Genomic DNA, 20,189 nt, shown 5'->3' with positions numbered 1-20,189 from the left:
CGGTAGCGGCCGAGGTCGCTGCCGTGGCAGTCGAGAACGACGTCGAAGGATCCGCCGATCGCGGCCGGATCGCGGTAATCGAGCGTGCGGCTGGCCCCGAGGTCGCGACAGGGCGGCCTTCACTCCTGGGAGGCATGTTCCTCCAGGCCATCGTCTGGTGGCTGGACACCGGCAGGCAGATCCCCGCGCGAGAGATCGCCACCCATACAGCCGGACTGGCCTCGGCACTCATCGCCAAGGCTGGCAACAACGGAGCATGAAGCCGCGATGCCGCCGTATCGGCGCTACGCGGCTCCCAGCAACACCAGGACGGCGGCGACCGTGAGGCTCGGACAGCACGGCGGCGATCTGGTCGGCGAGCTTGACCTGGCCGCCGTAATAAGTAGGTGATCGGGGCAGCACCACGCTCCTACGCCGAGACAGGCTTGTCGGGATCAAGATGACGGTAGATCGTGGCGCGGCTGACACCGAGCCGATCGGCGATTTGCTGGACGGTGTAGCGGCGCTTACCGTCATCGCCCTTCATCTCGTACAACGCCCGAGCCATCTCCACGCCGTGGGCGTCCAGGGCCGGTGGGCGCCCGCCGACGCGCCCGCGCGCCCGAGCCGAGGCGAGCCCTTCGAGGGTGCCCTCGACGATGAGCTCCCGGAGGAACTCGTCGAAGGCGCCGAACATGTGGAACTGCAGGCGGCCGGACGGCGTGGAGGTATCGATGCCCTGCTTGAGCACCAGAAGGTCGACCTCACGCTCGCGAAGCTGCGCCGCCAAGTCCAGCAGATGGCGCAGCGAGCGGGCGGCACGCGACAGCCGGGTGATGACGAAGGTGTCGCCGGGCCGGAGGTAGTCCAGCGCCTTATCGAGTTCGGGGCGTCGATCGATCTTCCCGGACGCCTTGTCGATGAAGATCCGGTCACATCCGACCGCGGTGAGGGCGTCGCGTTGGCTGTCGGGGTTCTGGTCGCGGGTGGAGACCCGTCCGTAGCCGATCCTGCTCACCACATTAGTGTCTCATAAACGGCTGATCTGAGATGTAGTGGAACATAGTTTCCGAACGCGGATTTTGAGACATGATCGTGAGAGTAAATGTCGAGAACAATGCAGCAGTCGGACCGTGTCTCAGAAATGATCGATTCCGGACAAGATCAACAGCGATCCGCGGCGCGTCTGGGGCTCATGACACGTTTCTTACCGGCACCCCAACTACTCTCCTGGCTCGGATCGTCCGGCGCAGATCGTCCAGTTCAGGGGCCGTGCCCGGTCGCACGGCGACGACGGCTGAGGCAACGGAGGGCTGAGCACATGCATTTCCTGGTCATCGCCTATGACCACCCCGGCGAGGAAGGGCAGCGGCGCCGTGCGGCCGCCCGGGAGCGGCATCTGGCGCAGGCCGCGTCGACGACCCAGGTCACAGCCGTGTTCGGCACCGCCATCCTGGACGACGACGGTGCCATGATCGGCTCGATGTTGGTGATGGCGGCCGACTCCCGGGCTGCGCTGGATTCGTGGTTGCGTGTCGAGCCCTACGTGGTGGACGACGTCTGGCGCGAGGTGCGCGTCCACCAGTGCCAGATAGGACCGTCATTCCTGCCGCCCGGCGGTGAGACCTCCGGATGACGTTGACGTCGTGCCCGGCTCCCGTCCCCGGCCGGTGCCGGCATTCGACAAGTCACGGGCTGCTGCAGGTGAGCGTGGGCGATGTCGGTGATCCGTTGGCGAGGAACCCGAACGTGGCGGAGGCGTTCGCACCCAGCGAGCCGTTCCAGCTCACGTTCTTCACCGTCACCGCGGAACCGCTGATACTCAAGGTGCCGTTCCAGAGCTGGCTGATCGTCTGCCCGCCGGCCAAGGTCCAGCGTGCCGTCCAACCGTTGATCCCTGAGGTGCCGGTTCGCACCGTCACCTCGCCCTGGAATCCACCGGGCCAGGAGCCGACCGTCCTGTAGGTGGCCGAGCATGCGCCGCCGACCGGCGACGGGCTCGCGGAGGGCGAAGTCGAGGGTGACGGGCTCGCGGAGGGCGAGGCTGAGGGCGACGGGCTCACGGACGTTCCCTTGTACTCCGCGGCCACCTTGGCCAGGTCCGTGCCCGTTCCCCTCATGTAGGTCTGGTTGACCCACGAGGTGAAAGCGGTTTGGACGGCCGATGACGAGGTGCCCGACCACCGCTCCTCCTTGTCCTGGTCGAAGTAGACGACGTTCTTCAGGTCGGGGTAGCGGCCTGACTGCAGGACGGACGCCATGTCGTTGATCCACTGGGCCTTGTTGCCACCGTCCTCGCTGGAGCCGACCTCGCCGATCATCACCGGACGCCTCGGGGCGACGGCGCGTGCCTTGGCGTAGGCGCTGGCGAACATCGAGTCGAAGCTCGTCCAGTAGTTGCCGGACGGGTCCCAGGACGGGCCGAGGCCCCAGTTGTAGCCGTCGATGCCGACCCAGTCGACGTAGGCGTCACCGGGGTAGGACTGCGCGGGGTCGTTGAAGGAGGAGTCGGGGGTGGAGCTGTTGTTGTAGCACCACACCCACTGGACGTTGGTGGCGCCGGCGGCGACGACCAGGTCGTGCACATGCCGGTAGGCGCTTATGTACAGAGCGGGGTTGCTGCCGTTGTTGACGATGCCCCAGGGGTACCAGTTGCCGTTGAACTCGTGGCCCCAGCGGACCATGATCGGCGCTCCGACCGATGCGAACTCCGCGCCGCGGGCCTTGATGTAGCTGTCCCATTTCCCGTCGACGATGTCTTGGAGGTGGATCTGGTTGGAGTCGCTCACGCTGAGAGCCGGGTTCCAGGGTTCCCAGGTGAAATGCGGCATGACGCCCTGGTTCCACAGGGCCCTGGCCTCGGCCGCGTTGAAGGCGTTGCCGGTGGCCCAGCTGTCGAACCACTGAACGCCGGCTGGGGTGACCCCGTAACGGCTGACGGTCCCCGAGACGATCTGGGTGGGGCTCGTCTCGCGGAACACTCCGAGGTACTTGGTTGAGGTATCCGCGGCGGCGGCCTGAGTGAAGATGGTCAGCGCCGCGCACATCAGGAGACCGGCGACGAAAATGACCGTAGTTCGGAGGCGCCCGAACTCGATCCGGTGTCTCATGTGTCCTCCATGAATTTGACGGGACTCGATCGGATCACGCGGAGATCCGGGCGATCAGGTCCATCGGCCTGCGCCACTCGCTCCGTCGGTCGCTCGTCGGCGGTTCGGTTCTGGCTCGGGCGGGGGCGGCAGCTGCGGCGGGGCCGTGTGGAGAGGGAGGCCGGCGCGGCTGCTGCCCGCCCGCCGTCGGTGTTTCGACGGCTCCGGTGGACGATCATGACTGCGGATGCGGATTATCGACGCCGCCTCGCGCGGGGATGTTGATCTGTTCACCAGCAACCCCTTAGGGCGTTCTGGGAAGTTTGCGTGCCCAAATGGTGAAACAGAGGGCTACACGGCGAACACCCCAGGCCAAATGTTGCGACTATTTCCGCTGGTAAACGCAGATAATGCAATGAATGCTTCTGAAAATTTCACGAAACACTCGTTCCTGGGCCTGTCGCCGAGGGTCGGCTCCACGGTGTCCGCGTCACCGACCCCGTCCGCCGTCTTGCCCGGCCCCGGCACCAGGCCGAGGAACTCCTCGCGGCAGGACGGCACGGCAACAGGGGCGAACTCGCCACCGCGCTCACTGGGCGCAAGAGCACCGGGCCCCCGCAGCTCTGCCGACCCGCGGATGGCAGGTGAACCTGGGTTAGACGAGGGGAGCGGTGCTGGAGCGCACCTCCAGCCGGGTGGCCAGCTCCACCCGGTCCTCGACCGGGGCTCCGCGGGAGGCCAGGGCCAGCACCATCTCGGCGGCGGCGGTGCCCATCTTCTGCAAGGGCTGGCGCACGGTGGTCATCGGCGGGTCCGCCCACTGCGCGAGGGGCAGGTCGTCGAACCCGACGACGCTCAGGTCCTCGGGAACGCGCAGCCCGGCCCGGTGGGCGGCCTGGTAGACCCCGAGGGCCTGCAGGTCGTTGGCGGCGAAGATCGCGGTCGGCGGATCCGGGAGCCCCAGCAGCGCCTGGGCCTGGGCGCGGCCGCCCTCCACATACAGCGGGCCGGTGCACACCAGGCCGGGATCGGCCGGAACGCCGGCGGAGTCCAGGGCCGCCCGGTAGCCGTCCAGGCGGGCCCGGCAACACATCAGCGTGTCCGGCCCGTTGATCATGGCGATCCTGCGGTGGCCCAACTCCAGCAGGTGGCGGGTGGCGGCAAGGCCCCCGTTCCAGTTGGTGGCCCCCACCGAGGGGACGCGGTGGTCGGGCTCGCCGCGGGGGTCCAGGGCGACCATCGGGATGGAGCGGCTGGCCAGCCGGGCCCGCTGGCGTTCGCTGAGGTCGGCCGAGACCGCGATCACCCCGGCCGGGCGGCGGGCCAGCACCTGGTCGATCCAGCCCGAGTGCGGGGAGCGCCGACCGCGCATGTCGGTCAGGCCCAGGATCATGCCCCGGGCCCGGACGACCTCGTCCATGCCCCGGATGAGCTCCAGCGCCCACAGACTGTCCAGGGACTCGAAGACGACCTCCACCACCGCGCTGGAGTCGACCGCGTCCGGCCGGCGCCGCCAGCCGTGCTCCTGGACCAGTTCCTCGACCTTGCGGCGGGTGCCGGCCGCCACGCCAGGATGGCCGTTGATCACTTTGGAGACGGTCGGGGCGGACACACCGGCCAGCTTCGCGATATGCGCCAGCGTGACCTCCGGGCGGGGACGGGGAGCCGCGTACGGGTCGTGGGGGGTAGCGGTCACACCGAGATTCTACGAAGCATGGAAGCCATCATGAAAAGTACAGAATCATCCGCCAAAAATAACGCTATGAGCCGCACGAAATCCTTTCTAGGGGTGCCTTCGGAATACGGGGAAACGGCCTGCGGGTTGAGGTAACTACTGGTCAGTGGCCTGCGAGTGGCGGAGTAGGCGGTAGATCTGCCGAACCGCGGTGGCCTCGACAAGCTCTCGCCGCCGTGTTGGACGGCAGCATCCTCACGGTGACCAAGTTCGAGCGGTTCGCCGGCACCATGGCCGAGGCCAAGGACATCCTGACCGACCTGTCCGGGACGCGGCCTTCTTTTCCGCTGGGCGTCAACGTCTGCGACCAGAACGACCGGTTCGGGCTGTTCCTGCAGGTCGCGCAGGAACAGCCCTCAACTTCGGTGAGGATGTGCCGCTGCCCCAGCAGGGACTGGGTCATGGTGGACGAGCGGGAGCAGGCGATCCGCACCGGCGCTCCTCGGAAAGGACGAAGCCACGTTCTATCTGTCGGAGAACCCTCGTCAATCGGGTGTTGGACCGCCAACGGCGGCGCCAACCAGCAATGGCAGTTGGTCCCGGCCTGAGACCATCTGGGGCGGCCACTCCGGACGGGGAAGCCGGCAGCATGCCGTCACAAGTGCAGGAAGCTGACCCGCCGGATGCGGCGGTTCTCCCGGAACCAGCACGGGAAGCGATGAACGGCGTGATCACCGCCTCGTCGCCGGGGCGGCGGGGCGTCGTCCCGTGATTTCGCGAATGCGCGGTCACCGGCGGACGACGCCCCGCCCGGCTCACCAGGTCTTGCCGGCCTGCTCCCGGACCGCGCGGTTGATCCGGTTGAAGAAGTTGGTCATCGCGACGTTCAGGATGATCGCGGACATCTGGTTCTCGTCGAAGTGGGCGGCGGCGGCCTCCCAGATCTCGTCGGTCACCCCCGGCGCGCCGTCCTGGATCCGGGTGGCGGCCTCGGTCAACGCGAGCGCCGCCCGCTCCGCCTCGGTGAAGAAGGGCGTCTCGCGCCACGTCACCACGTTGTGCAGCCGCTCGTCGGTCTCTCCGTGCGTCTTCGCCGACACGACCCCGGCGAAGACGCACGGGCTGCAGCCGTTGATCTGGCTGGCGCGCAGGTGGACCAGCTCGAGGACGCGCGGGTCGACGCCACCGGAGTGAATCGCCTTAACGAGGTGCTGGACCGCCGTGGTCACGTCGGGATTCGCCGGGCTCTTCATGCGTGCTTCCATCAGTGTTGCTCCTTCATCGGTTACCTCGGCCCGTCCGGGCCCGTCATCCCCATGACGGAGCAGATTCGAGGAAGGTAACAAACATGCCCGACACCGGCCCGGCGGACCTGGTGACCAAGACGTTCGAGGCTCAGCGCGACCGGCTGCGCGCGGTCGCCTACCGCATGCTCGGGTCGCACGCCGACGCCGAGGACGTGGTCCAGGAGGCCTGGCTGCGGCTCTCCCGCCAGGACACGGCGGCCATCCACAACCTCGCCGGCTGGCTGACCACGGTGGTCGGCCGGATCAGCCTCGACGTCCTGCGATCGCGCCAGGCCCGCCCCGAGGCGTCCTACGACGACCGGCTGCCCGAGCTCGTCGTGACGGTCGACGACGGCCCCGCGCCGGAGGACGACGTGGCGCTCGCCGACTCGGTCGGGCTCGCGCTCCTCGTCGTCCTCGAGTCGCTCGGGCCGAGCGAGCGGCTGGCGTTCGTGCTGCACGACCTGTTCGCGGTGCCGTTCGACGAGATCGGCCAGATCCTCGGCAAATCCGCCGCTGCCACCAAAATGCTCGCCAGCCGCGCCCGCAGGAAGGTGCAGACGACCGAGCACCCGGCGGCTGCCGGACGGGAACAGCGCGAGGTGGTCCAGGCCTTCCTGGCGGCGGCGCACCGCGGCGACTTCGAGGGGCTGCTGCGTGTGCTCGACCCCGAGGTGAAGCTGACCGTCGACACCCCCGGCGGCGTGGTCGTCGTCCTCGGGGCCACCGAGGTCGCCACCGGCGCGCACGGCCGCGTCGGCGCCGGCGCAGCCGCGCGGGGGCGGGCGGCGCTCGTCAACGGCCTTCCCGGGTTCGTGTCGTGGCGCGAGGACGGCACCCCGCTGTCGGTCATGGCGTTCACCGTCGTCGACCGCCGGATCACCGGCATCGCGGTCGTGATCGACCCGGCCAGGCTCGCGGCGATGGACCTGCCGGATCCGGGGTGAGTCACCCCGGAAACGGCTCCGCGCGCGGGCCGCGCTCTCCAGGCACCCCGCCCTGCGGGCGGGCGTGCCTGTCCGGCCGGCGCCCCTACTGGGCTCTCAGCTTCCGGAAGAAGTCCCGGATGTCGGCGACCAGGAGGTCGGGAGCCTGCAGCGAGGCGAAGTGCCCGCCGCGGGAGAACCGCGACCAGTGGACGACGGTGTTCGACAGCTCCGCCAGCCCGCGGATCGCCCGGTCGCCGAGGAAGTTCGCCACCCCCGTCGGCACCGGCGAGGGCGCGGGGCGCCGGCCCCACGCCTCCGATCCGGTCTCCAGGTACAGCCGCGCGGCCGATCCCGCCGTCCCGGTCAGCCAGAAGATCGTGACGTTGGTCAGAACGGCGTCGCGATCGACGGGGGTTCGCTCGGCGCGGGTGGGGTCCCAGTGCACGAACCACTCCAGGTTCCACGCCAGCTGGCCGGCCGGAGAGTCGTTGAGCGCGTACGCCAGGGTCTGCGGCCGGGTGGACATCTGGGTGGCGTAGCCGGAGTGGGCGCGCCACCACGACTGGTTCCGCCTGGCCTGTTCGCGTTCGTCGTCGGAAAGCTCGTCCAGCTCGCCGGGGCCGATCGGTGTCGAGGCGGTGGCCAGCGCGTTGACATGGACGCCGATCACCCGCTCCGGCGCGAACCGGCCGAGCTCCGGCGAGACGATGCTGCCGAAGTCGCCCCCCTGAGCGCCGAAACGCTCATACCCCAGGCGCCGCATGAGCTCGGCCCAGGCCCGCGCGACGCGGCCGGCCCCCCAGCCGGTCTCGCGGGTCGGGCCGGAGAACGCGAAGCCCGGCACCGAGGGCGCGACAACGTGGAAGGCGTCCGCCGGGTTCCCGCCGTGCGCCCGAGGATCGGTCAGCGGCCCGAGGACGTCCAGGAAGTCGTACACCGTGCTCGGCCAGCCGTGCGTGAGGATCAGCGGGGTGGCGTCGGGCTCGGGGGAGCGTACGTGCAGGAAATGGATGGTCTGGCCGTCGATCTCGGTGGTGAACTGCGGGACCTTGTTGAGGCGGGCCTCGTGCTCGCGCCAGTCGTAGCCGGTGCGCCAGTGGTCGACCAGCTCCATGAGATAGTCCCTGTTCACCCCGTAGGCCCAGCCGACGCCCGGAAGCTCGTCGGGCCAGCGGGTGCGGGCCAGACGGACGGCCAGGTCGTCCAGATCGGCCTGCGGGATGTCGATGCGAAACGGTTGTGGTGTGCTCATGGCAGTCAGCCTCCCGCCTGTGTAGGACAACCACGGTCCTCCATATCCATCACCATGGACGAATGTCGGACACCCCGGCCCGCCTGCTCCGGTTGCTGTCGTTGCTGCAGACCCACCGCGAGTGGCCGGGCACCGAACTCGCCGAACGCCTGAACGTCACCACCAGGACCGTGCGACGCGACGTCGGAAGGCTGCGCGAGCTGGGATATCCGGTGCACGCCACCATGGGCCCCGCGGGTGGTTACCGGCTCGGGGCCGGCACCTCGCGCATGCCCCCGCCTCGCGGATCGCCGGACGCGTCGACGGCGTCGTCACCCCCATCGACGACGACACCTGCCTGCTCGAACTGGCCTCCGACTCACTCGACCTGGTCGCGCTCGTGGCGGGCATGCTCGACGCCGACTTCGACGTCGAGTCGCCCCCGGAACTGGCCGGCCACCTTCGCAAGCTGTCCGACCGCTTCGCCGGCGCGGCCGAACGGCGTCGAAGATGACGGGCTTTGGGTGATCTTCTGTTTCAGACCTCGGACGAAGCGGAGATCGCGACGGCTTCGGTCAGACGAGGGCGAGCTGGCGGGTGGGGGAGCGGCGCCGCCGCCATCGCCGGGCGTCCCTGCCGATGCCGTAGGTCTCGGCGAGGACGCGCACCTGCTCGGCGATCCGCCGCCGGTAGCCGTCCTCGGCGACCTGGCCCTTGCCGTACAGCGCCTGGTAGCGCGGCACGAGACCGGGATGCTCACGCTCCAGCCACCCCATGTACCACTCCCGGACACCGGCGGGCAGGCGCAGCACGACGGGCGTCACGCTGACCGCGCCCGCCTCGGCCGCCCGCCGTACGGTCGCCAGCAGGTGATCGGAGGAGTCGGTGATGAGCGGCAGGATCGGCGCCATCAGCACACCGCAGGGAATGCCGGCCTCGTTCAGCGTCGCGCAGATCTCCAGGCGCCGCTGCGGCGTCGCGGCCCCCGGCTCGACGGCGCGCCGCAGGCGGTCGTCGACGAAGCCGACCGACACCAGGGCGCCGACCTGGGTCACCTTCGCGGCCTCACGTAACAGGTCCAGATCACGCAGGACGAGCGGGCTCTTGGTGAGCACGGTGAACGGGTTGGCCGCGTCGGCGAGCGCCTTGATGACGCCGGGCATCAGGCGGTAGATCTCCTCGGCCGGCTGGTAGCAGTCACCGGTCAGGCCCAGCGCGACAGGCTCGCCGCTCCAGCGGTGGGAGTCCAGCTCGCGCCGCAGGCGGCGGGCCAGGTCGGTCTTGACGACGATCTTCGTGGAGAAGTCGCGGCCCGGGTCCAGGCCGAGGTAGCGGTGGCCGCGCCGGGCGGTGCAGTAGCCGCAGCCCGACTCGCAGCCGCGGTAGGGGCTCGCGCCCCACGCGAAGGGCAGCTCGGCGGCCTCGGGCACCCGCTCGAGCGCCGCGCGGGCCGGCACCTCATAACAGGTGATGCCGTCGAAGACGCGGGTGACGGCCTGCCGCTCGATGCGCGGGCGGGCGGGCCCCTCACCGACGAGCGACTGCTGCACCGACGCTCCCGGCTGCTGGACAGGCTGTTCCGGCTGTCGCACGGGCTGCCCTGGCTGTCGCAGGGAGTGCTCGGGCTGCTGCACCGTCTCTCCAGGCTGCTGAATCGTCTGCTCGGGCTGCCGCGCCTGCTGTCGCCCGGGCTGCCGCACCGTCTGCTGCTGCCCGCGGGGCCGCGCAAGGGGTTGGTCCTCCGCGCGGGAAGTGGCGTCGCGACGCATGAGGTTCAGTAGAACACGCATTCGACCCTCGCGCCAAGTGTCCACGCTCGCACGTGCCGCCCGTGCTCGGCCCCCGGCGGTCGGCGCGGCGCGGCGGTCAGGGCTCGGCGGAGGCGGCGGCGTGACAGGCGCCGTACCCGTCGGCGCGCGCGACCACGCGGCCCGACCGCACCCGGACGGCCGCCTCGGTCCCGTCGCTCACGGCCGTCACCCCGGCCGCCGCCGCCACGGCTCCCTCGTCGTCGTGCACCACGCGCAGACGCGGCCAGGCCGGCGCGGGCAACACCTGCCGCAGGCAGGCGCGCAGGCCGGCGAGGGTCAGCCGGGCGAGCGGCCCCAGCTCGCCGGGATCGCCGGTGACCAGGACCGCGGTGACCGCGCAGCCGGGCGGCGTGGCCCGCACCGCCTCCTCCACGGCCTCCAGACGGTGCAGCCCGAGGACCGCCACCACGCCGTCACGCGTGAGCGGAACCGGCTCGCCCCGCACCGCGTCCACCGCGAGCGGCGGCGACCAGGGCTCGTCGGCGGGCCGTGCGCGGGGCACGAAGGGCAGGTGAGGGGGGTCCCACCGGTCGCGGAGATCGAGGTCCGCCAGCGCGGCGCACGCCGCGACGATGTCGAACGGCTCGGCGAACCCGGGCGCCGCGTCGGCCATCTGGCTCGCGCCGTGCAGGGTGGTCAGGGCCGTCTCCGCGATCCTCACCCTGCGCCGCGTGGAGGCGTGCCCGTCAACCCGCTCAAGCGCGAGCCCGAGCACGAGCGCGTTCAGCTTCATGAGCTGCGCGAACGGCTGGCGGACCCGCTGGTCGGCGAGCACCTCCGGCATCAGGTCCATGCCGAGCCTGGCCGGGCCGTCGGTGGCCAGCGGAAGCCGGGAGACCCAGGCGCGGGCGAACGCCGCGAGCGCCTCCCGGGCCGTGGCCACGCCCGATGTCCCGGCATCGGCTGTGTCGGCGGCGGGCGGCTCTCCGGACGGAGGGGAGGGCCGCCGTGCGCCGTCCGGCCCGGCCTCCCGCTCGGCCAGATCGGCCAGCACCGAGAAGTACAGGGCCCGCTTGCCGGGGAAGTTGGAGTAGACCGCGCCGCGGGTGAGTCCGGCCCGGTCGGCGATCGCGTCCACCTTGGCGTCGCGGAACCCCCGCTCGGCGAACTCGTCGCGGGCGGCGGCCAGCACCCTGGCCCGGTTGCGTGCCTGAAGCTCGGCCCTGGTGAGGCGTCCCATCCCTCTCCTCGTCCGCATACGCCCGCTTGCCGCACGGGCGGACCCAAGATACCGTCACACACTCAGATGATAAGGACATCTGGACTCAACATCTGGAGTTGCCCGTGCTCGCCCTGCCCGAGGTGGACCTCACCGACCCCGAGGTCCTGCGCGACCCCTTCACCGCGTACGGACGGGCGCGCGAACGCGCGCCGCTCGCGCGGCTGCTGATCCCCGGCCTCGGCCCGATATGGGCTCTCACCAGGCACGACGGCGCACGGGCGATGCTCGGCGACGCCCGCTTCGAGATCTCCGCTGACAGCTTCATGCGTCCGCGGGTCCCCGACGACTGCCTGCCGTACATGCGCACGATGAGCGAGATGAGCGGCCCCGAGCACGCGCGGCTGCGCAAACTGGTCGCCCCGGCCTTCACCCCCCGGCGGGCCGCCGAGTTCCGGCCCCGGATCGAGGCCATCGTCGACGCCCTGCTCGACGACCTGCCCACCCAGGCGGACGGCGGGCCGGTCGACCTGCTGCGCCACTTCGCCCGGCCGCTGCCGATGGACGTCATCTGCGCGCTGGTCGGCATCCCCGAGCAGGACCGTCCGCGCTGGCGCGAATGGGGCGCCACCGTCGCCGGCGGGGCGGGCCAGGACTTCGCGCGGGCCATTCCGGGCATCATGGCGGGTGCAAGGGACGCCGTCGCCGCCGCCCGTGCCGATCATTCCGGCGAGCCCGGGGGTGTGCTGGGCGAGTTGGTGCGCGTCCAGGCCGAGGACGGCGACCGGCTGAGCGACACCGAGATCGTCACCCTTGTCTGGCACCTGGTCCTCGCCGGGCAGACGCCGACCAACCTCATCGCCAACGCCGTGGCCGCCCTGCTGTCCCACCCCGCCCAGCTCGCCGCCGTACGCTCCGACCCCGCGCTGATGCCGGGAGCCGTCGAGGAGCTGATCCGCTGGTGCGGCCCCTCACTGCTGGCGATCCCGCGCCACGCCCGTCAGGACGTCGAACTGTACGGCGCGACCGTGCCCAAGGGCGCCAAGGTCACCGCCCTGGTCGCCGCGGCCAACCGCGACCCGCGGGTGTTCGCCGATCCCGACCGGCTGGACGTCACCCGGACACCCGGCGCGGGCCACCTGGGGTTCGCCCACGGCCCGCACTTCTGCCTCGGCGCGTCCCTCGCCCGCGTGCAGACCCAGGTCGCGCTCACCGCGCTGCTGCGCCGCTTCCCCGGCCTGGCCATGGCCGCCCCGCCCGACGAGCTGCGTGCCCCCGACCCCGGCACGTGGCGGCTGGCCACGCTGCCGGTGACCCTGTGAAACACGACCCGCGGCACGACGCCCGCTCGCTCTGTGCTCGCTCTGTGCTCCCTCGGGCCGGGAGCGGGCGGACGCCCGCGCTCGCGGCCGGTTCAGGCCACGGGGACCCAGGTGAACCGGCCGTCGGAGCGGCGCTCGGCGCGCCCGAAGACCACGTCGGCGAAGTGACCGCCGTAGCCGACGGTGTCCGGGCGGCTCAGCTCTTCGACCAGGCGGCGGCGGTGCTCGGCGGACTCGCCGGGGTCGTGGTCGATGCCGCAGGACCACTCGGGGTGGGTCACCTGGACGGGGGAGTGGAGCGCGTCGCCGAACGCGATGAGCCGGCGGTCGCCGCCGGTGATGGTGTAGGTGGTGTGGCCCACGGTATGCCCGGCCGCGAACGAGGCCCGGACGCCGGGGAAGATCTCCTCGCCGTCCGCGACCGGGTGAACCCGGGAGGCGAAGGCGGCCAGGCGCTCCTCGGTCGCCCCGCCCTCGGCGGCGAGGTCGCGCCGCTCCCACTCGGGCGCCGCGACGAAGTGGGTGGCGTGCGCGAAAGGCGGTGCGGCGGCGCCGGGCACGGTGCTCCAGGCCCAGCCCAGGTGGTCGGTGTGCAGATGGGTGATGGCGACGGCGTCGATCCGGCGCGGCTCTCGGCCCAGCCGCCGCAGGCCGTCCAGCAGCCGGCCGCCGTACAGGTCGCCAAGGAACGGGTTGGCCGGGTCGTCGGGGTGGGACTCGGGCCCGAATCCGGTGTCGATGAGCAGCGCGCGCTCGCCTCGCTCCACCAGTAGCGCGCCGATGCCCGCGACCAGGAACCCGCCGTCGTCGAGATGGTCGCGTTCGGCCGCCCAGTCGGCGGCGGTGGCGGCGGGCAGCCAGCCCCGCGGCTTGAGCCGGACCAGTCCGTCGGGGACGTAGCTGATCGTCAGCTCGCCCAGGCGGAGCGTACGGATGCGCGGCGCGCTGCTCAGCCGCGCCCGGTCGAAAACGGTGGTCATGGACCCTGCCTTGCGCTCGGTGGATCGCCGCCGGACGGCGACGCGACACAAAAGCTACAACTAGAACTATTCTAATTGCAATTGTTCGAGTTGCAGTAGAATCCTGCCGTGACCACCGAGCGCGAGACCCGAGCCCAAACCGATCGAGAGCTGTGCGGGCTGATCAACGGTCTCGCCAAGCAGATCGAGGCCCACCTGCGGGTCCGCGCGGCCACCCTCGGCCTGACCGCCTCGCAGGGTGCCGCGCTGCGCGAGCTGACCCGCCCCATGACCCTGCGCGAACTGGCCGAACGGATGAGCTGCGAGCCCTCCAACGCCACCTTCGTCGCCGACCGGCTCGAAGAGCAGGGCTATCTCCAGCGCCACCCGCATCCTGGCAACCGGCGCGCCAAGCAGCTCGTCCTCACCCCCGAGGGCACCGAGCTGCGCGAACGCCTCCTCGGCCTGCTCTCCGAGGACTCCCCGCTGGCCCCCCTGGCCTCCGAAGAGCAGGACGTCCTGCGGCGCCTGCTCGCCCGCGCGGTCATCCGCTGAGGCCTCCTGCTCGGGCCGGCGTCGCCACGGGCAAAGCAGCCACCGCTGCTGCAACCCCACCCCGGCCGCCCGGCTACGGGGCGAGCGCGCATTCCGGGCGAGCGACGACCAGTGGCACGGCAGGACCCTTGACCGGCAGCGGGCCCGGAAGCGGGCGGCCGAGGACCTCGTCGCCTTGAGAGCCGATCCGGTAGCGGCGATGGTCTGACGGCGGATCGCCGAAGTAGCATCGCCCCTCATGAGCATTTCCCGAGAACGTCCGCCCTTCGTCGCCGACGAACGCACCCAGCTCGTCGGTTGGCTCGACATGCAGCGCGCGATCGTCCAGTGGAAGTGCGAAGGCCTGTCGGAGGAGGACGCCTACCTGCCGGTGCTGCCCACCTCGCCGCTCATGACCGTGGCGGGCCTGATATCGCACCTGCGCTGGACCGAGCACTGCTGGTTCGAGGTGCTCTTCCTGGGCCGCTCCGCCGACGGCAACCCGAAGTTCGACGAGAGCGTGGAGGACGCCGACATGCGGATCGAGGGCGTCCCGCTGGCGCAGCTTCTCGACGAGTACGAGCGCCAGTGCCGGATCTCCAACGAGATCGTCGCCGCCCACTCGCTGGACGACGTGGGCAAGCACCCCGACTACCGCTCGGGCGCGGGGAGCCTGCGCTGGATGCTGATCCACATGGTCGAGGAGACCGCCAGGCACGCCGGTCACCTGGACACCATCAGAGAACTGATCGACGGTGAGAAGGGTTACTACTGACCACCCGCCCGAGCATGTAGGTGGGGCGCCGAACATGTGGTGGGCTCCGTTACGTTCACCGCGCCGTCGCAGCGCCGTGAGGCCGTCCGGTCAACGGCGCGCCGAGCATCAGCGCCGAAGACGGCCTCCCTCGTGGCCGCCTTCAGCGGTCAGTGATCCACGGCCGAGCCGGAGGCGCCCAGGCGTCGCCCGGTCGCACCGTGACGACGCCTGGTCTGACCGGCACGGATCACACTGCCGCCTGTTCCCGGGTCCACTCCTGGCCGGCCCAGGCCGGATCCAGCGGCGTGCAGGCGATGTGGTTGGTGTAGTTCGACAGCGTCTTCATGCCGACACCGAGCACGATGTCCAGCACCTGGCGACGGGTGTGCCCGGCGGCCAGGAACGCCTCGATCTCGGTCTCGTCCACCCAGCCGCGCTGCATCACCATCGCACGGGTCAGGCGGCGCACCGCTTCCAGTGCCTCGTCGTCCAGCGGCCGACCCGTACGCAGGGCCTCGACCACCTCGGCCGGCACCCGGGCGCGCAGCGCCAGGGTGGAGTGCGCGGCCACGCAGTACTCACAACCGTTGGCCACACTGGCCGTGATCAGCACCACCTGCTTGGCCGCTGCCGGCAGCGACGACTTGCCGAACTGCTCGGCCAGCGCGTTGTAGCCGGCCAGCAGTTCCGGCGACTCGGCCATCACCCCGTTCAGCGTGGTCACGAACCTCATCCGCTCCTTGGCCGCCTCCAGCATCGGCCGGGCCCCCTCGGGCGCGTCGTTTTCGTCGTAGGTGCGGAAGCCGCTCATCATCTCTCCTCGCTCGTGGCGAAACCATCAAGAACGGAGCGCACGCCCGCCAGCAGGACGCCCGCCTCGGCACCGGCTCGCGAGCGCAGGTTGACCGCGTAGGCCTGCAGGGTCAGCGCTTCGGCGGCCGCCCCCAGATCCAGACCGGACCGGAGCTGGCCCTTCGTATGCGCGGCCTCCAACGCGGCGCGCATCGCCGCCCGCAACGCATCGTGGTGGCGCTCCAGAATCTCCCGGATCTCCGGCAGGCCGGCGTTCGCTGTGACGTGGGTGTTGGTGACCAGGCAGCCCCAGCGAGCGTGTACGCCCGAACACCGCGCCGCCACCAGCCGCTCGAAGAACGCGGCGATGGCCGGCAGGCCGCGACCGTCGGCGGCCAAGGCCTCGAACACCGGCCGCGACTGCCGCTCCAGGTAGCGGCCCAGCGCGGCGGCCTGCAGTTGCGCCTTGCCGCCGAACGTCGCATACAGGCTGGAGCGGCTGAGCCCCGTCGCCTGGACGACGTCGGCGATGCCGGTGACCTCGGCCCCGCGCTGCCAGAACAAGGCCACCACCTGATCCAGCGTCACCTCGGGATCGAAGTGCTTGACGTCGGGCATCTCGCCACCCCCTATCTTGGAACGACTATTCCAAGTTAGGGGGTGGCGACGCTCCCGCGCAACCACACGCAGGATCTTTCAGACATCGACGGGCTTGCGCCGCCGGAACCATCGCGCCGCGCGGTCCGGCACCTCGCGCCCGCAACACACGATCGGTCAACAAGCCTGGAGCGCCTGGTCGGCCTGCCCATGGCTTTGCGGAGCCTTGCCGGCGTAAAATTGGGACAAGCGTACCGTTTTTAGCGAAGAGGTTCCCATGGCCTGGCTCCTGCTCGTCGCCGCGATCGCCTCGGAGGTCCTGGCCACCTCCGCGCTCAAACTCAGCGACGGCCTGACCCGCTGGGGCTGGACCATCGTGGTCGCCGTCGGGTACGTCGCCTCGTTCCTCCTGCTGGCCTGGGCTCTCAAGCTCCGCATGCCCGTCGGCATCGCGTACGCGGTGTGGGCGGGCACCGGGACCGCGGCCATCGCGCTGATCGGCGCGCTGTTCCTCGGCGAGCACATGAACCTCGTCAAGGCCGCCGGCATCGCCCTGATCATCGCCGGGGTCGCCGTGCTCAACCTGTCCGGCGCGCACTGACCGATCGACGTCGATCGTTTGACCCGGCGGCGCGCGCCCGCTAAGGGTGGTCCGGACGGCTCCCCGCGCGACGGCGGAGCCCCGACGATCCAGGGGAGGATCACGGCGTGCCCGATCAGGACCGGCCCGCACCCGTCCCGGCGGCGGCCACCGCACGCGGCGTCGCGGTGCGGGCCGTCTCGCCTCAGCCGCGGCGCCCGCAGGAGCGCGCCGTACGCCGCAGGGAGGCGCTGCTGGACGCGGCCGTCGACCTGCTCGGCGACGGCGGCTTCGCCGCAGTGACGCACCGCGCCGTCGCCCGCCGGGCAGGGCTCCCTCTGGCCGCCACCTCCTACTACTTCACCAGCCGCGACCAGTTGCTGGCCGAGGCGTTCGCCCTGCTGGTCGAGCGTGAACTCGCCCGCATGCGGGCGACGGTGGACCACCTCGCCGGCCGTACGCCGCAGGCGGTCGCCGAGACCCTCACCGGCGTGTACGCCTCCGACCGGCTGCGCCAGCTCGGCCTGTGGGAGCTGTACCTGCAGGCGGGCCGCGACCCGGCGCTGCAGGCCATCGCCCGCGCCTGGACCGACGGCTGCGACGACATCGTCGCCGCGGTGCTGGAAGGCGCCGGCTACCCCTGCGGGCCCGGGGAGGTCCGCTTCGTCGCCGGCCTGCTGTCGGGACTGTGGGTGGAAGAGGTCGTCGAGGCCCGTCCCGACGGCAGGCAGCGGGCCCGGGAGGCGGTGGCCCGCGCGCTGGCCGCGCTCGGGCCGCCCGCTAGGGTCGCCCCATGATCTTCCATCTCGCGCTGGCCGCCGACTGGGACGCGGCCGTCATCACGGGCGAATACCGCGTCTCGACCCTCGGCCGGACTTTGGAGGAGGAGGGCTACATCCACGCCTCGGCCGACCCGGCGCAGGCGCGGGGCGTGGCGGACCGCTACTACAGCCACGTCACCGAGCCCCTGGTGCTGCTGGAGATCGACGAGGACCGGCTCGGCTGCCCGGTCAGGCGGGAGGTGCCCGAGGGGGCCGACGAGGCGTTCCCCCACATCTACGGGCCGATCCCGGTGACCGCCGTCACGGCCGTCACGCCCTTCTCCCGCTGAGTGTCCGGCGCTGAGTGTCCGGCGCTGGGTGTCCGATACGTTCAAGACGGCGGACCCCGCCGCCTCCTACCGTGGCGGTCATGGCTCCGACGTTCGATCTCATCGGCCTGGTCGTGACCGACATGGCCGCCTCCCTGTCCTTCTACCGCCGGCTCGGGCTGGACATCCCGCCCTCCGCCGACACCGAACCCCACGTCGAGGTGACCCTTCCCGGCGGGCTGCGCCTGGCCTGGGACACCACCGCGACCGTCCGTTCGTTCGACCCCTCCTGGTCACCCGCGAGCGGCGGGCCGCGCATGGGGCTCGCCTTCCGCTGCGACAGCCCGGAGGAGGTCGACCGCCTGTACGCGGACCTGGTCGAGGCCGGATACGACGGACACCTGCCGCCGTGGGACGCCTTCTGGGGGCAGCGCTACGCGTCGGTGCACGACCCGGACGGCAACGGCGTGGACCTGTTCGCCGCCCTGCCCACCGCCTGACGGACCCCAGGCCGACAGGTCAAGCAGGCCAAGCAGCTCAGCGGGTCAGCGGGTCAGCGGGTCAGCGCGCCGAGGGTCACGCCGGTCAGCGCCCTCACCTCACGGGACAGGTGGGCCTGGTCGGCGTATCCGGTCACGGCGGCCACGGTGGCCGGCGGCGTGCCCCCGCGGGCCAGGTCCACCGCCCGGTTCATCCGCAGGATGCGGCCGAGCGTCCGCGGCCCGTACCCGAACGCGTCCAGGCACCGGCGGTGCAGCCGCCGCTCGCCGATCCCCGCGTCGGCGGCGATCCGCGCGACCGGCAGGCCCGCGCGCACGCCCTTGACGACGGCGCCGACGAGGGCGGCGTCGGCGGTGCGGGGCGCCGCGCCCAGCCGGCGCGCCGCCTCCTCCTCCAGCACCGCGCCCAGGAGAGGGCCCAGGAGAGGGCCCGGAAGGGGACCTGCATCGGCGGCCTCGCCCGCCCGCTCCGTCAGCCGCCGCGCCTCGGCGCCCGGCCACAGGTCGGCCAGCGGCACCCTGCGGTCGCGCAGTTCGTGCGCCGGGACCCCGAAGACCACCGGGCCGGTCCCCGGGCCGAAGCGCAGCCCCACGTAGCGGGCGCCGGGACGGTCGGTCACCACGTGCGCGGCGGTGTCCGGCCCCGCCACCAGCAACGCGCCGTCCGCCCAGATCACGTCCATGCACCCGTCCGGCAGCACGCGCCGCTCCGCGGCTGCAGAGCCGGGGGAGGTGCTCCACCACAGCACCGCGCGCGGCACACGCGACGCCCTCTCCCCGTACATGCCCGGCATTATCCCGTGCGTGCGGCGATCAGCGGGGGTTGCCCGCCCGCAGCCAGCCGACGTAGTCGGCCACGGCCCGGTCGAGGTCGTACTCGGCGGCGTAGCCGGTGTCCTCCCGCAGCCGCGAGATGTCGAGACGGGCGTCCACGGCGGGCGCTCCCGGAGAACGCCCGGGAAGCAGCGCAGGGGCCGCCCCCGGTACGGCCCTGCCGATGGCGGCGGCGACCTCCTGGTTGGCGACGGCCCGGCCGCCGCCGACGTTGTAGGTGCGGTGGCGCAGCGTCGCCGTCGTCTGCAGGAGCGCGAGGGCGCGCCCGCAGTCGCGCGCGTAGCACATGTCGACCGCGTCCCCGGCGTAGCAAGGCGGCGCCTCGTCTGACGCGCCGCCCTCGCCGGTGGCCCGGGCTTCCCCGGCGGGGGAGGTGCTCGCGCCGCCGTCCGCCGCCGCGTGCCGCGCGGCGGCATGGACGAGCCGGGGAGCGGCGAAGAACGGCGAGGACGGCCTGCCCAACGGGCCCCAGATCGCCCCGATCCGGGCGGCGACCACGTCCAGCCCGGATGACGCGGCGACGTCGGCGGTGACTTCTGCGATCTTCTTGCCGGCCGGGATCGGATGCGGGCTCGCGACCGGCAGCGGCGCGTCCTCGCGGAGGGCCGGGTCCGCGACCCCCGCGTACACGCCGATCGTGCTCGCGACGACCACGCGGCCGGCGCCCCACTCCCGTGCGGCGCGCAGCACGGTGAACAGCCCGGCGGCGTTCGCCGACAGTTCGTCCAGCGGCGCCGACGCGCCCATCCCCGCCGCGGCCAGGTGCACGATGCCCGTGACGCGGTGCCGCCTGCCGACCGCCAGGACGCTGCCGAGGTCGGTGCAGTCCATCCGCTCCACCACGGCCCGCCCGTCGCGCACCTCCCGCTCGCTCACGAGGGCGGGCGGCGGTCCCGCCGCCCGCTGGCCGAGCACACAGCGTTCGCCGAGGTCGAGCAGGGCCCGCACAGTGTGCGCGCCGATGAAGCCGCGGCCGCCCGTCACGAGGATCATCCGGATCCCTCCAAATCGATAGCAAGCTAACGATCAGCGTAACGACGACATCGCTAGCAGGCAAACGAATCG

At 71.7% G+C, this 20,189-nt stretch carries 23 protein-coding genes and 1 pseudogene; 12 read left to right on the top strand and 12 right to left on the bottom strand.

All coding sequences use genetic code 11. From position 1 onward, the window contains the following. The first annotated feature begins 23 nt into the window (after positions 1 to 23). Entirely contained in the window at positions 24 to 260 is a 237-nt protein-coding gene (locus FLW16_RS10040; RefSeq protein ID WP_142559714.1) for a hypothetical protein, read from the top strand. Between the two features lie 149 nt (positions 261 to 409). On the opposite strand, the gene FLW16_RS10035 is transcribed toward FLW16_RS10040, so the two are convergent. After that, on the bottom strand, positions 410 to 997 hold the full coding sequence (locus FLW16_RS10035) for a recombinase family protein (protein WP_142559713.1): 588 nt from the start codon (positions 995 to 997) through the stop codon (positions 410 to 412). Positions 998 to 1,300: 303 nt separating this feature from the next. On the opposite strand from FLW16_RS10035, the gene FLW16_RS10030 reads away from it, so the two are divergent. Continuing rightward, complete coding sequence (locus tag FLW16_RS10030; protein ID WP_142559712.1) at positions 1,301 to 1,615, top strand: YciI family protein; 315 nt, start codon at positions 1,301 to 1,303, stop codon at positions 1,613 to 1,615. A 52-nt stretch (positions 1,616 to 1,667) separates the two neighbouring features. On the opposite strand, the gene FLW16_RS10025 is transcribed toward FLW16_RS10030, so the two are convergent. Together FLW16_RS10025 and FLW16_RS10020 are read right to left on the bottom strand one after the other, a co-directional pair. Further along, complete coding sequence (locus tag FLW16_RS10025) at positions 1,668 to 3,089, bottom strand: cellulose binding domain-containing protein (RefSeq protein WP_142559711.1); 1,422 nt, start codon at positions 3,087 to 3,089, stop codon at positions 1,668 to 1,670. 634 nt (positions 3,090 to 3,723) lie between these two features. Beyond that, a complete protein-coding gene (locus tag FLW16_RS10020) occupies positions 3,724 to 4,764 on the bottom strand; it encodes a LacI family DNA-binding transcriptional regulator (RefSeq protein WP_142559710.1) in 1,041 nt (346 codons plus the stop codon). A gap of 239 nt (positions 4,765 to 5,003) precedes the next feature. Between FLW16_RS10020 and FLW16_RS10015 the strand changes: the two genes are divergently transcribed. Continuing rightward, positions 5,004 to 5,351: a hypothetical protein gene (locus FLW16_RS10015; RefSeq protein ID WP_142559709.1), complete on the top strand. Its 348-nt coding sequence runs from the start codon at positions 5,004 to 5,006 to the stop codon at positions 5,349 to 5,351. Between the two features lie 207 nt (positions 5,352 to 5,558). On the opposite strand, the gene FLW16_RS10010 is transcribed toward FLW16_RS10015, so the two are convergent. Continuing rightward, positions 5,559 to 6,008, bottom strand: a complete 450-nt coding sequence (locus tag FLW16_RS10010) for a carboxymuconolactone decarboxylase family protein (RefSeq protein ID WP_142559708.1) — start codon at positions 6,006 to 6,008, stop codon at positions 5,559 to 5,561. Between the two features lie 83 nt (positions 6,009 to 6,091). Here FLW16_RS10010 and FLW16_RS10005 point away from each other — a divergent pair, with 83 nt between their 5' ends. Continuing rightward, positions 6,092 to 6,976: a sigma-70 family RNA polymerase sigma factor gene (locus FLW16_RS10005; RefSeq protein WP_142559707.1), complete on the top strand. Its 885-nt coding sequence runs from the start codon at positions 6,092 to 6,094 to the stop codon at positions 6,974 to 6,976. Between the two features lie 85 nt (positions 6,977 to 7,061). Here the strand turns inward: FLW16_RS10005 and FLW16_RS10000 are convergent, their stop codons facing one another. Beyond that, positions 7,062 to 8,210 carry an epoxide hydrolase family protein gene (locus FLW16_RS10000; protein ID WP_142559706.1) on the bottom strand — a complete coding sequence of 383 codons (1,149 nt, stop codon included), beginning with the start codon at positions 8,208 to 8,210 and terminating at the stop codon, positions 7,062 to 7,064. 62 nt (positions 8,211 to 8,272) lie between these two features. On the opposite strand from FLW16_RS10000, the pseudogene FLW16_RS09995 reads away from it, so the two are divergent. Next, positions 8,273 to 8,488, top strand: a pseudogene (locus FLW16_RS09995) (helix-turn-helix transcriptional regulator); the annotation flags it as partial. Between the two features lie 276 nt (positions 8,489 to 8,764). Here FLW16_RS09995 and FLW16_RS09990 read toward each other — a convergent pair. After that, positions 8,765 to 9,739: a radical SAM protein gene (locus tag FLW16_RS09990; protein WP_260615129.1), complete on the bottom strand. Its 975-nt coding sequence runs from the start codon at positions 9,737 to 9,739 to the stop codon at positions 8,765 to 8,767. A 316-nt stretch (positions 9,740 to 10,055) separates the two neighbouring features. Continuing rightward, positions 10,056 to 11,180 (bottom strand): TetR/AcrR family transcriptional regulator, encoded by a 1,125-nt coding sequence (locus FLW16_RS09980; protein WP_142559704.1) that lies wholly within the window; start codon positions 11,178 to 11,180, stop codon positions 10,056 to 10,058. Positions 11,181 to 11,284: 104 nt separating this feature from the next. On the opposite strand from FLW16_RS09980, the gene FLW16_RS09975 reads away from it, so the two are divergent. Next, entirely contained in the window at positions 11,285 to 12,481 is a 1,197-nt protein-coding gene (locus FLW16_RS09975) for a cytochrome P450 (protein ID WP_142559874.1), read from the top strand. A 92-nt stretch (positions 12,482 to 12,573) separates the two neighbouring features. Here the strand turns inward: FLW16_RS09975 and FLW16_RS09970 are convergent, their stop codons facing one another. After that, positions 12,574 to 13,461: an MBL fold metallo-hydrolase gene (locus FLW16_RS09970; RefSeq protein ID WP_142559703.1), complete on the bottom strand. Its 888-nt coding sequence runs from the start codon at positions 13,459 to 13,461 to the stop codon at positions 12,574 to 12,576. A 108-nt stretch (positions 13,462 to 13,569) separates the two neighbouring features. Here FLW16_RS09970 and FLW16_RS09965 point away from each other — a divergent pair, with 108 nt between their 5' ends. Both FLW16_RS09965 and FLW16_RS09955 read left to right on the top strand, forming a co-directional pair. Beyond that, complete coding sequence (locus FLW16_RS09965; RefSeq protein ID WP_142559702.1) at positions 13,570 to 13,995, top strand: MarR family winged helix-turn-helix transcriptional regulator; 426 nt, start codon at positions 13,570 to 13,572, stop codon at positions 13,993 to 13,995. A gap of 238 nt (positions 13,996 to 14,233) precedes the next feature. Beyond that, the gene (locus FLW16_RS09955; RefSeq protein ID WP_142559701.1) at positions 14,234 to 14,749 is read left to right on the top strand and encodes a DinB family protein; all 516 of its coding nucleotides are present in this window, start codon (positions 14,234 to 14,236) and stop codon (positions 14,747 to 14,749) included. A gap of 229 nt (positions 14,750 to 14,978) precedes the next feature. Here the strand turns inward: FLW16_RS09955 and FLW16_RS09950 are convergent, their stop codons facing one another. Continuing rightward, positions 14,979 to 15,542 carry a carboxymuconolactone decarboxylase family protein gene (locus FLW16_RS09950; RefSeq protein ID WP_142559700.1) on the bottom strand — a complete coding sequence of 188 codons (564 nt, stop codon included), beginning with the start codon at positions 15,540 to 15,542 and terminating at the stop codon, positions 14,979 to 14,981. Continuing rightward, positions 15,542 to 16,141, bottom strand: a complete 600-nt coding sequence (locus FLW16_RS09945) for a TetR/AcrR family transcriptional regulator (RefSeq protein WP_142559699.1) — start codon at positions 16,139 to 16,141, stop codon at positions 15,542 to 15,544. The genes FLW16_RS09950 and FLW16_RS09945 overlap by 1 nt, the downstream gene beginning before the upstream one ends. Positions 16,142 to 16,397: 256 nt before the next feature. On the opposite strand from FLW16_RS09945, the gene FLW16_RS09940 reads away from it, so the two are divergent. The 4 genes from FLW16_RS09940 (at position 16,398) to FLW16_RS09925 (ending at position 18,290) form a co-directional block, all read left to right on the top strand. Then, positions 16,398 to 16,721 carry a multidrug efflux SMR transporter gene (locus tag FLW16_RS09940; protein WP_142559698.1) on the top strand — a complete coding sequence of 108 codons (324 nt, stop codon included), beginning with the start codon at positions 16,398 to 16,400 and terminating at the stop codon, positions 16,719 to 16,721. Positions 16,722 to 16,828: 107 nt separating this feature from the next. After that, positions 16,829 to 17,497 carry a TetR/AcrR family transcriptional regulator gene (locus FLW16_RS09935; protein ID WP_185949341.1) on the top strand — a complete coding sequence of 223 codons (669 nt, stop codon included), beginning with the start codon at positions 16,829 to 16,831 and terminating at the stop codon, positions 17,495 to 17,497. After that, positions 17,494 to 17,811: a DUF952 domain-containing protein gene (locus tag FLW16_RS09930; protein ID WP_142559697.1), complete on the top strand. Its 318-nt coding sequence runs from the start codon at positions 17,494 to 17,496 to the stop codon at positions 17,809 to 17,811. Before FLW16_RS09935 ends, FLW16_RS09930 begins: the two co-directional genes overlap by 4 nt. An 80-nt stretch (positions 17,812 to 17,891) precedes the next feature. Continuing rightward, complete coding sequence (locus tag FLW16_RS09925) at positions 17,892 to 18,290, top strand: VOC family protein (protein WP_142559696.1); 399 nt, start codon at positions 17,892 to 17,894, stop codon at positions 18,288 to 18,290. A 53-nt stretch (positions 18,291 to 18,343) separates the two neighbouring features. On the opposite strand, the gene FLW16_RS09920 is transcribed toward FLW16_RS09925, so the two are convergent. Beyond that, on the bottom strand, positions 18,344 to 19,075 hold the full coding sequence (locus FLW16_RS09920) for a helix-turn-helix domain-containing protein (protein WP_142559695.1): 732 nt from the start codon (positions 19,073 to 19,075) through the stop codon (positions 18,344 to 18,346). Between the two features lie 28 nt (positions 19,076 to 19,103). Beyond that, positions 19,104 to 20,117, bottom strand: a complete 1,014-nt coding sequence (locus FLW16_RS09915) for an NAD(P)-dependent oxidoreductase (RefSeq protein ID WP_142559694.1) — start codon at positions 20,115 to 20,117, stop codon at positions 19,104 to 19,106. Positions 20,118 to 20,189: the final 72 nt, after the last annotated feature.

Origin of the sequence: Microbispora sp. KK1-11 (assembly GCF_006874435.1) — a bacterium.
Classification (GTDB): Bacteria; Actinomycetota; Actinomycetes; order Streptosporangiales; family Streptosporangiaceae; genus Microbispora; species Microbispora catharanthi.
The sequence above is the reverse complement of the archived record's forward strand: the minus strand, read 5'-3'. Positions and strand labels throughout refer to the sequence as shown.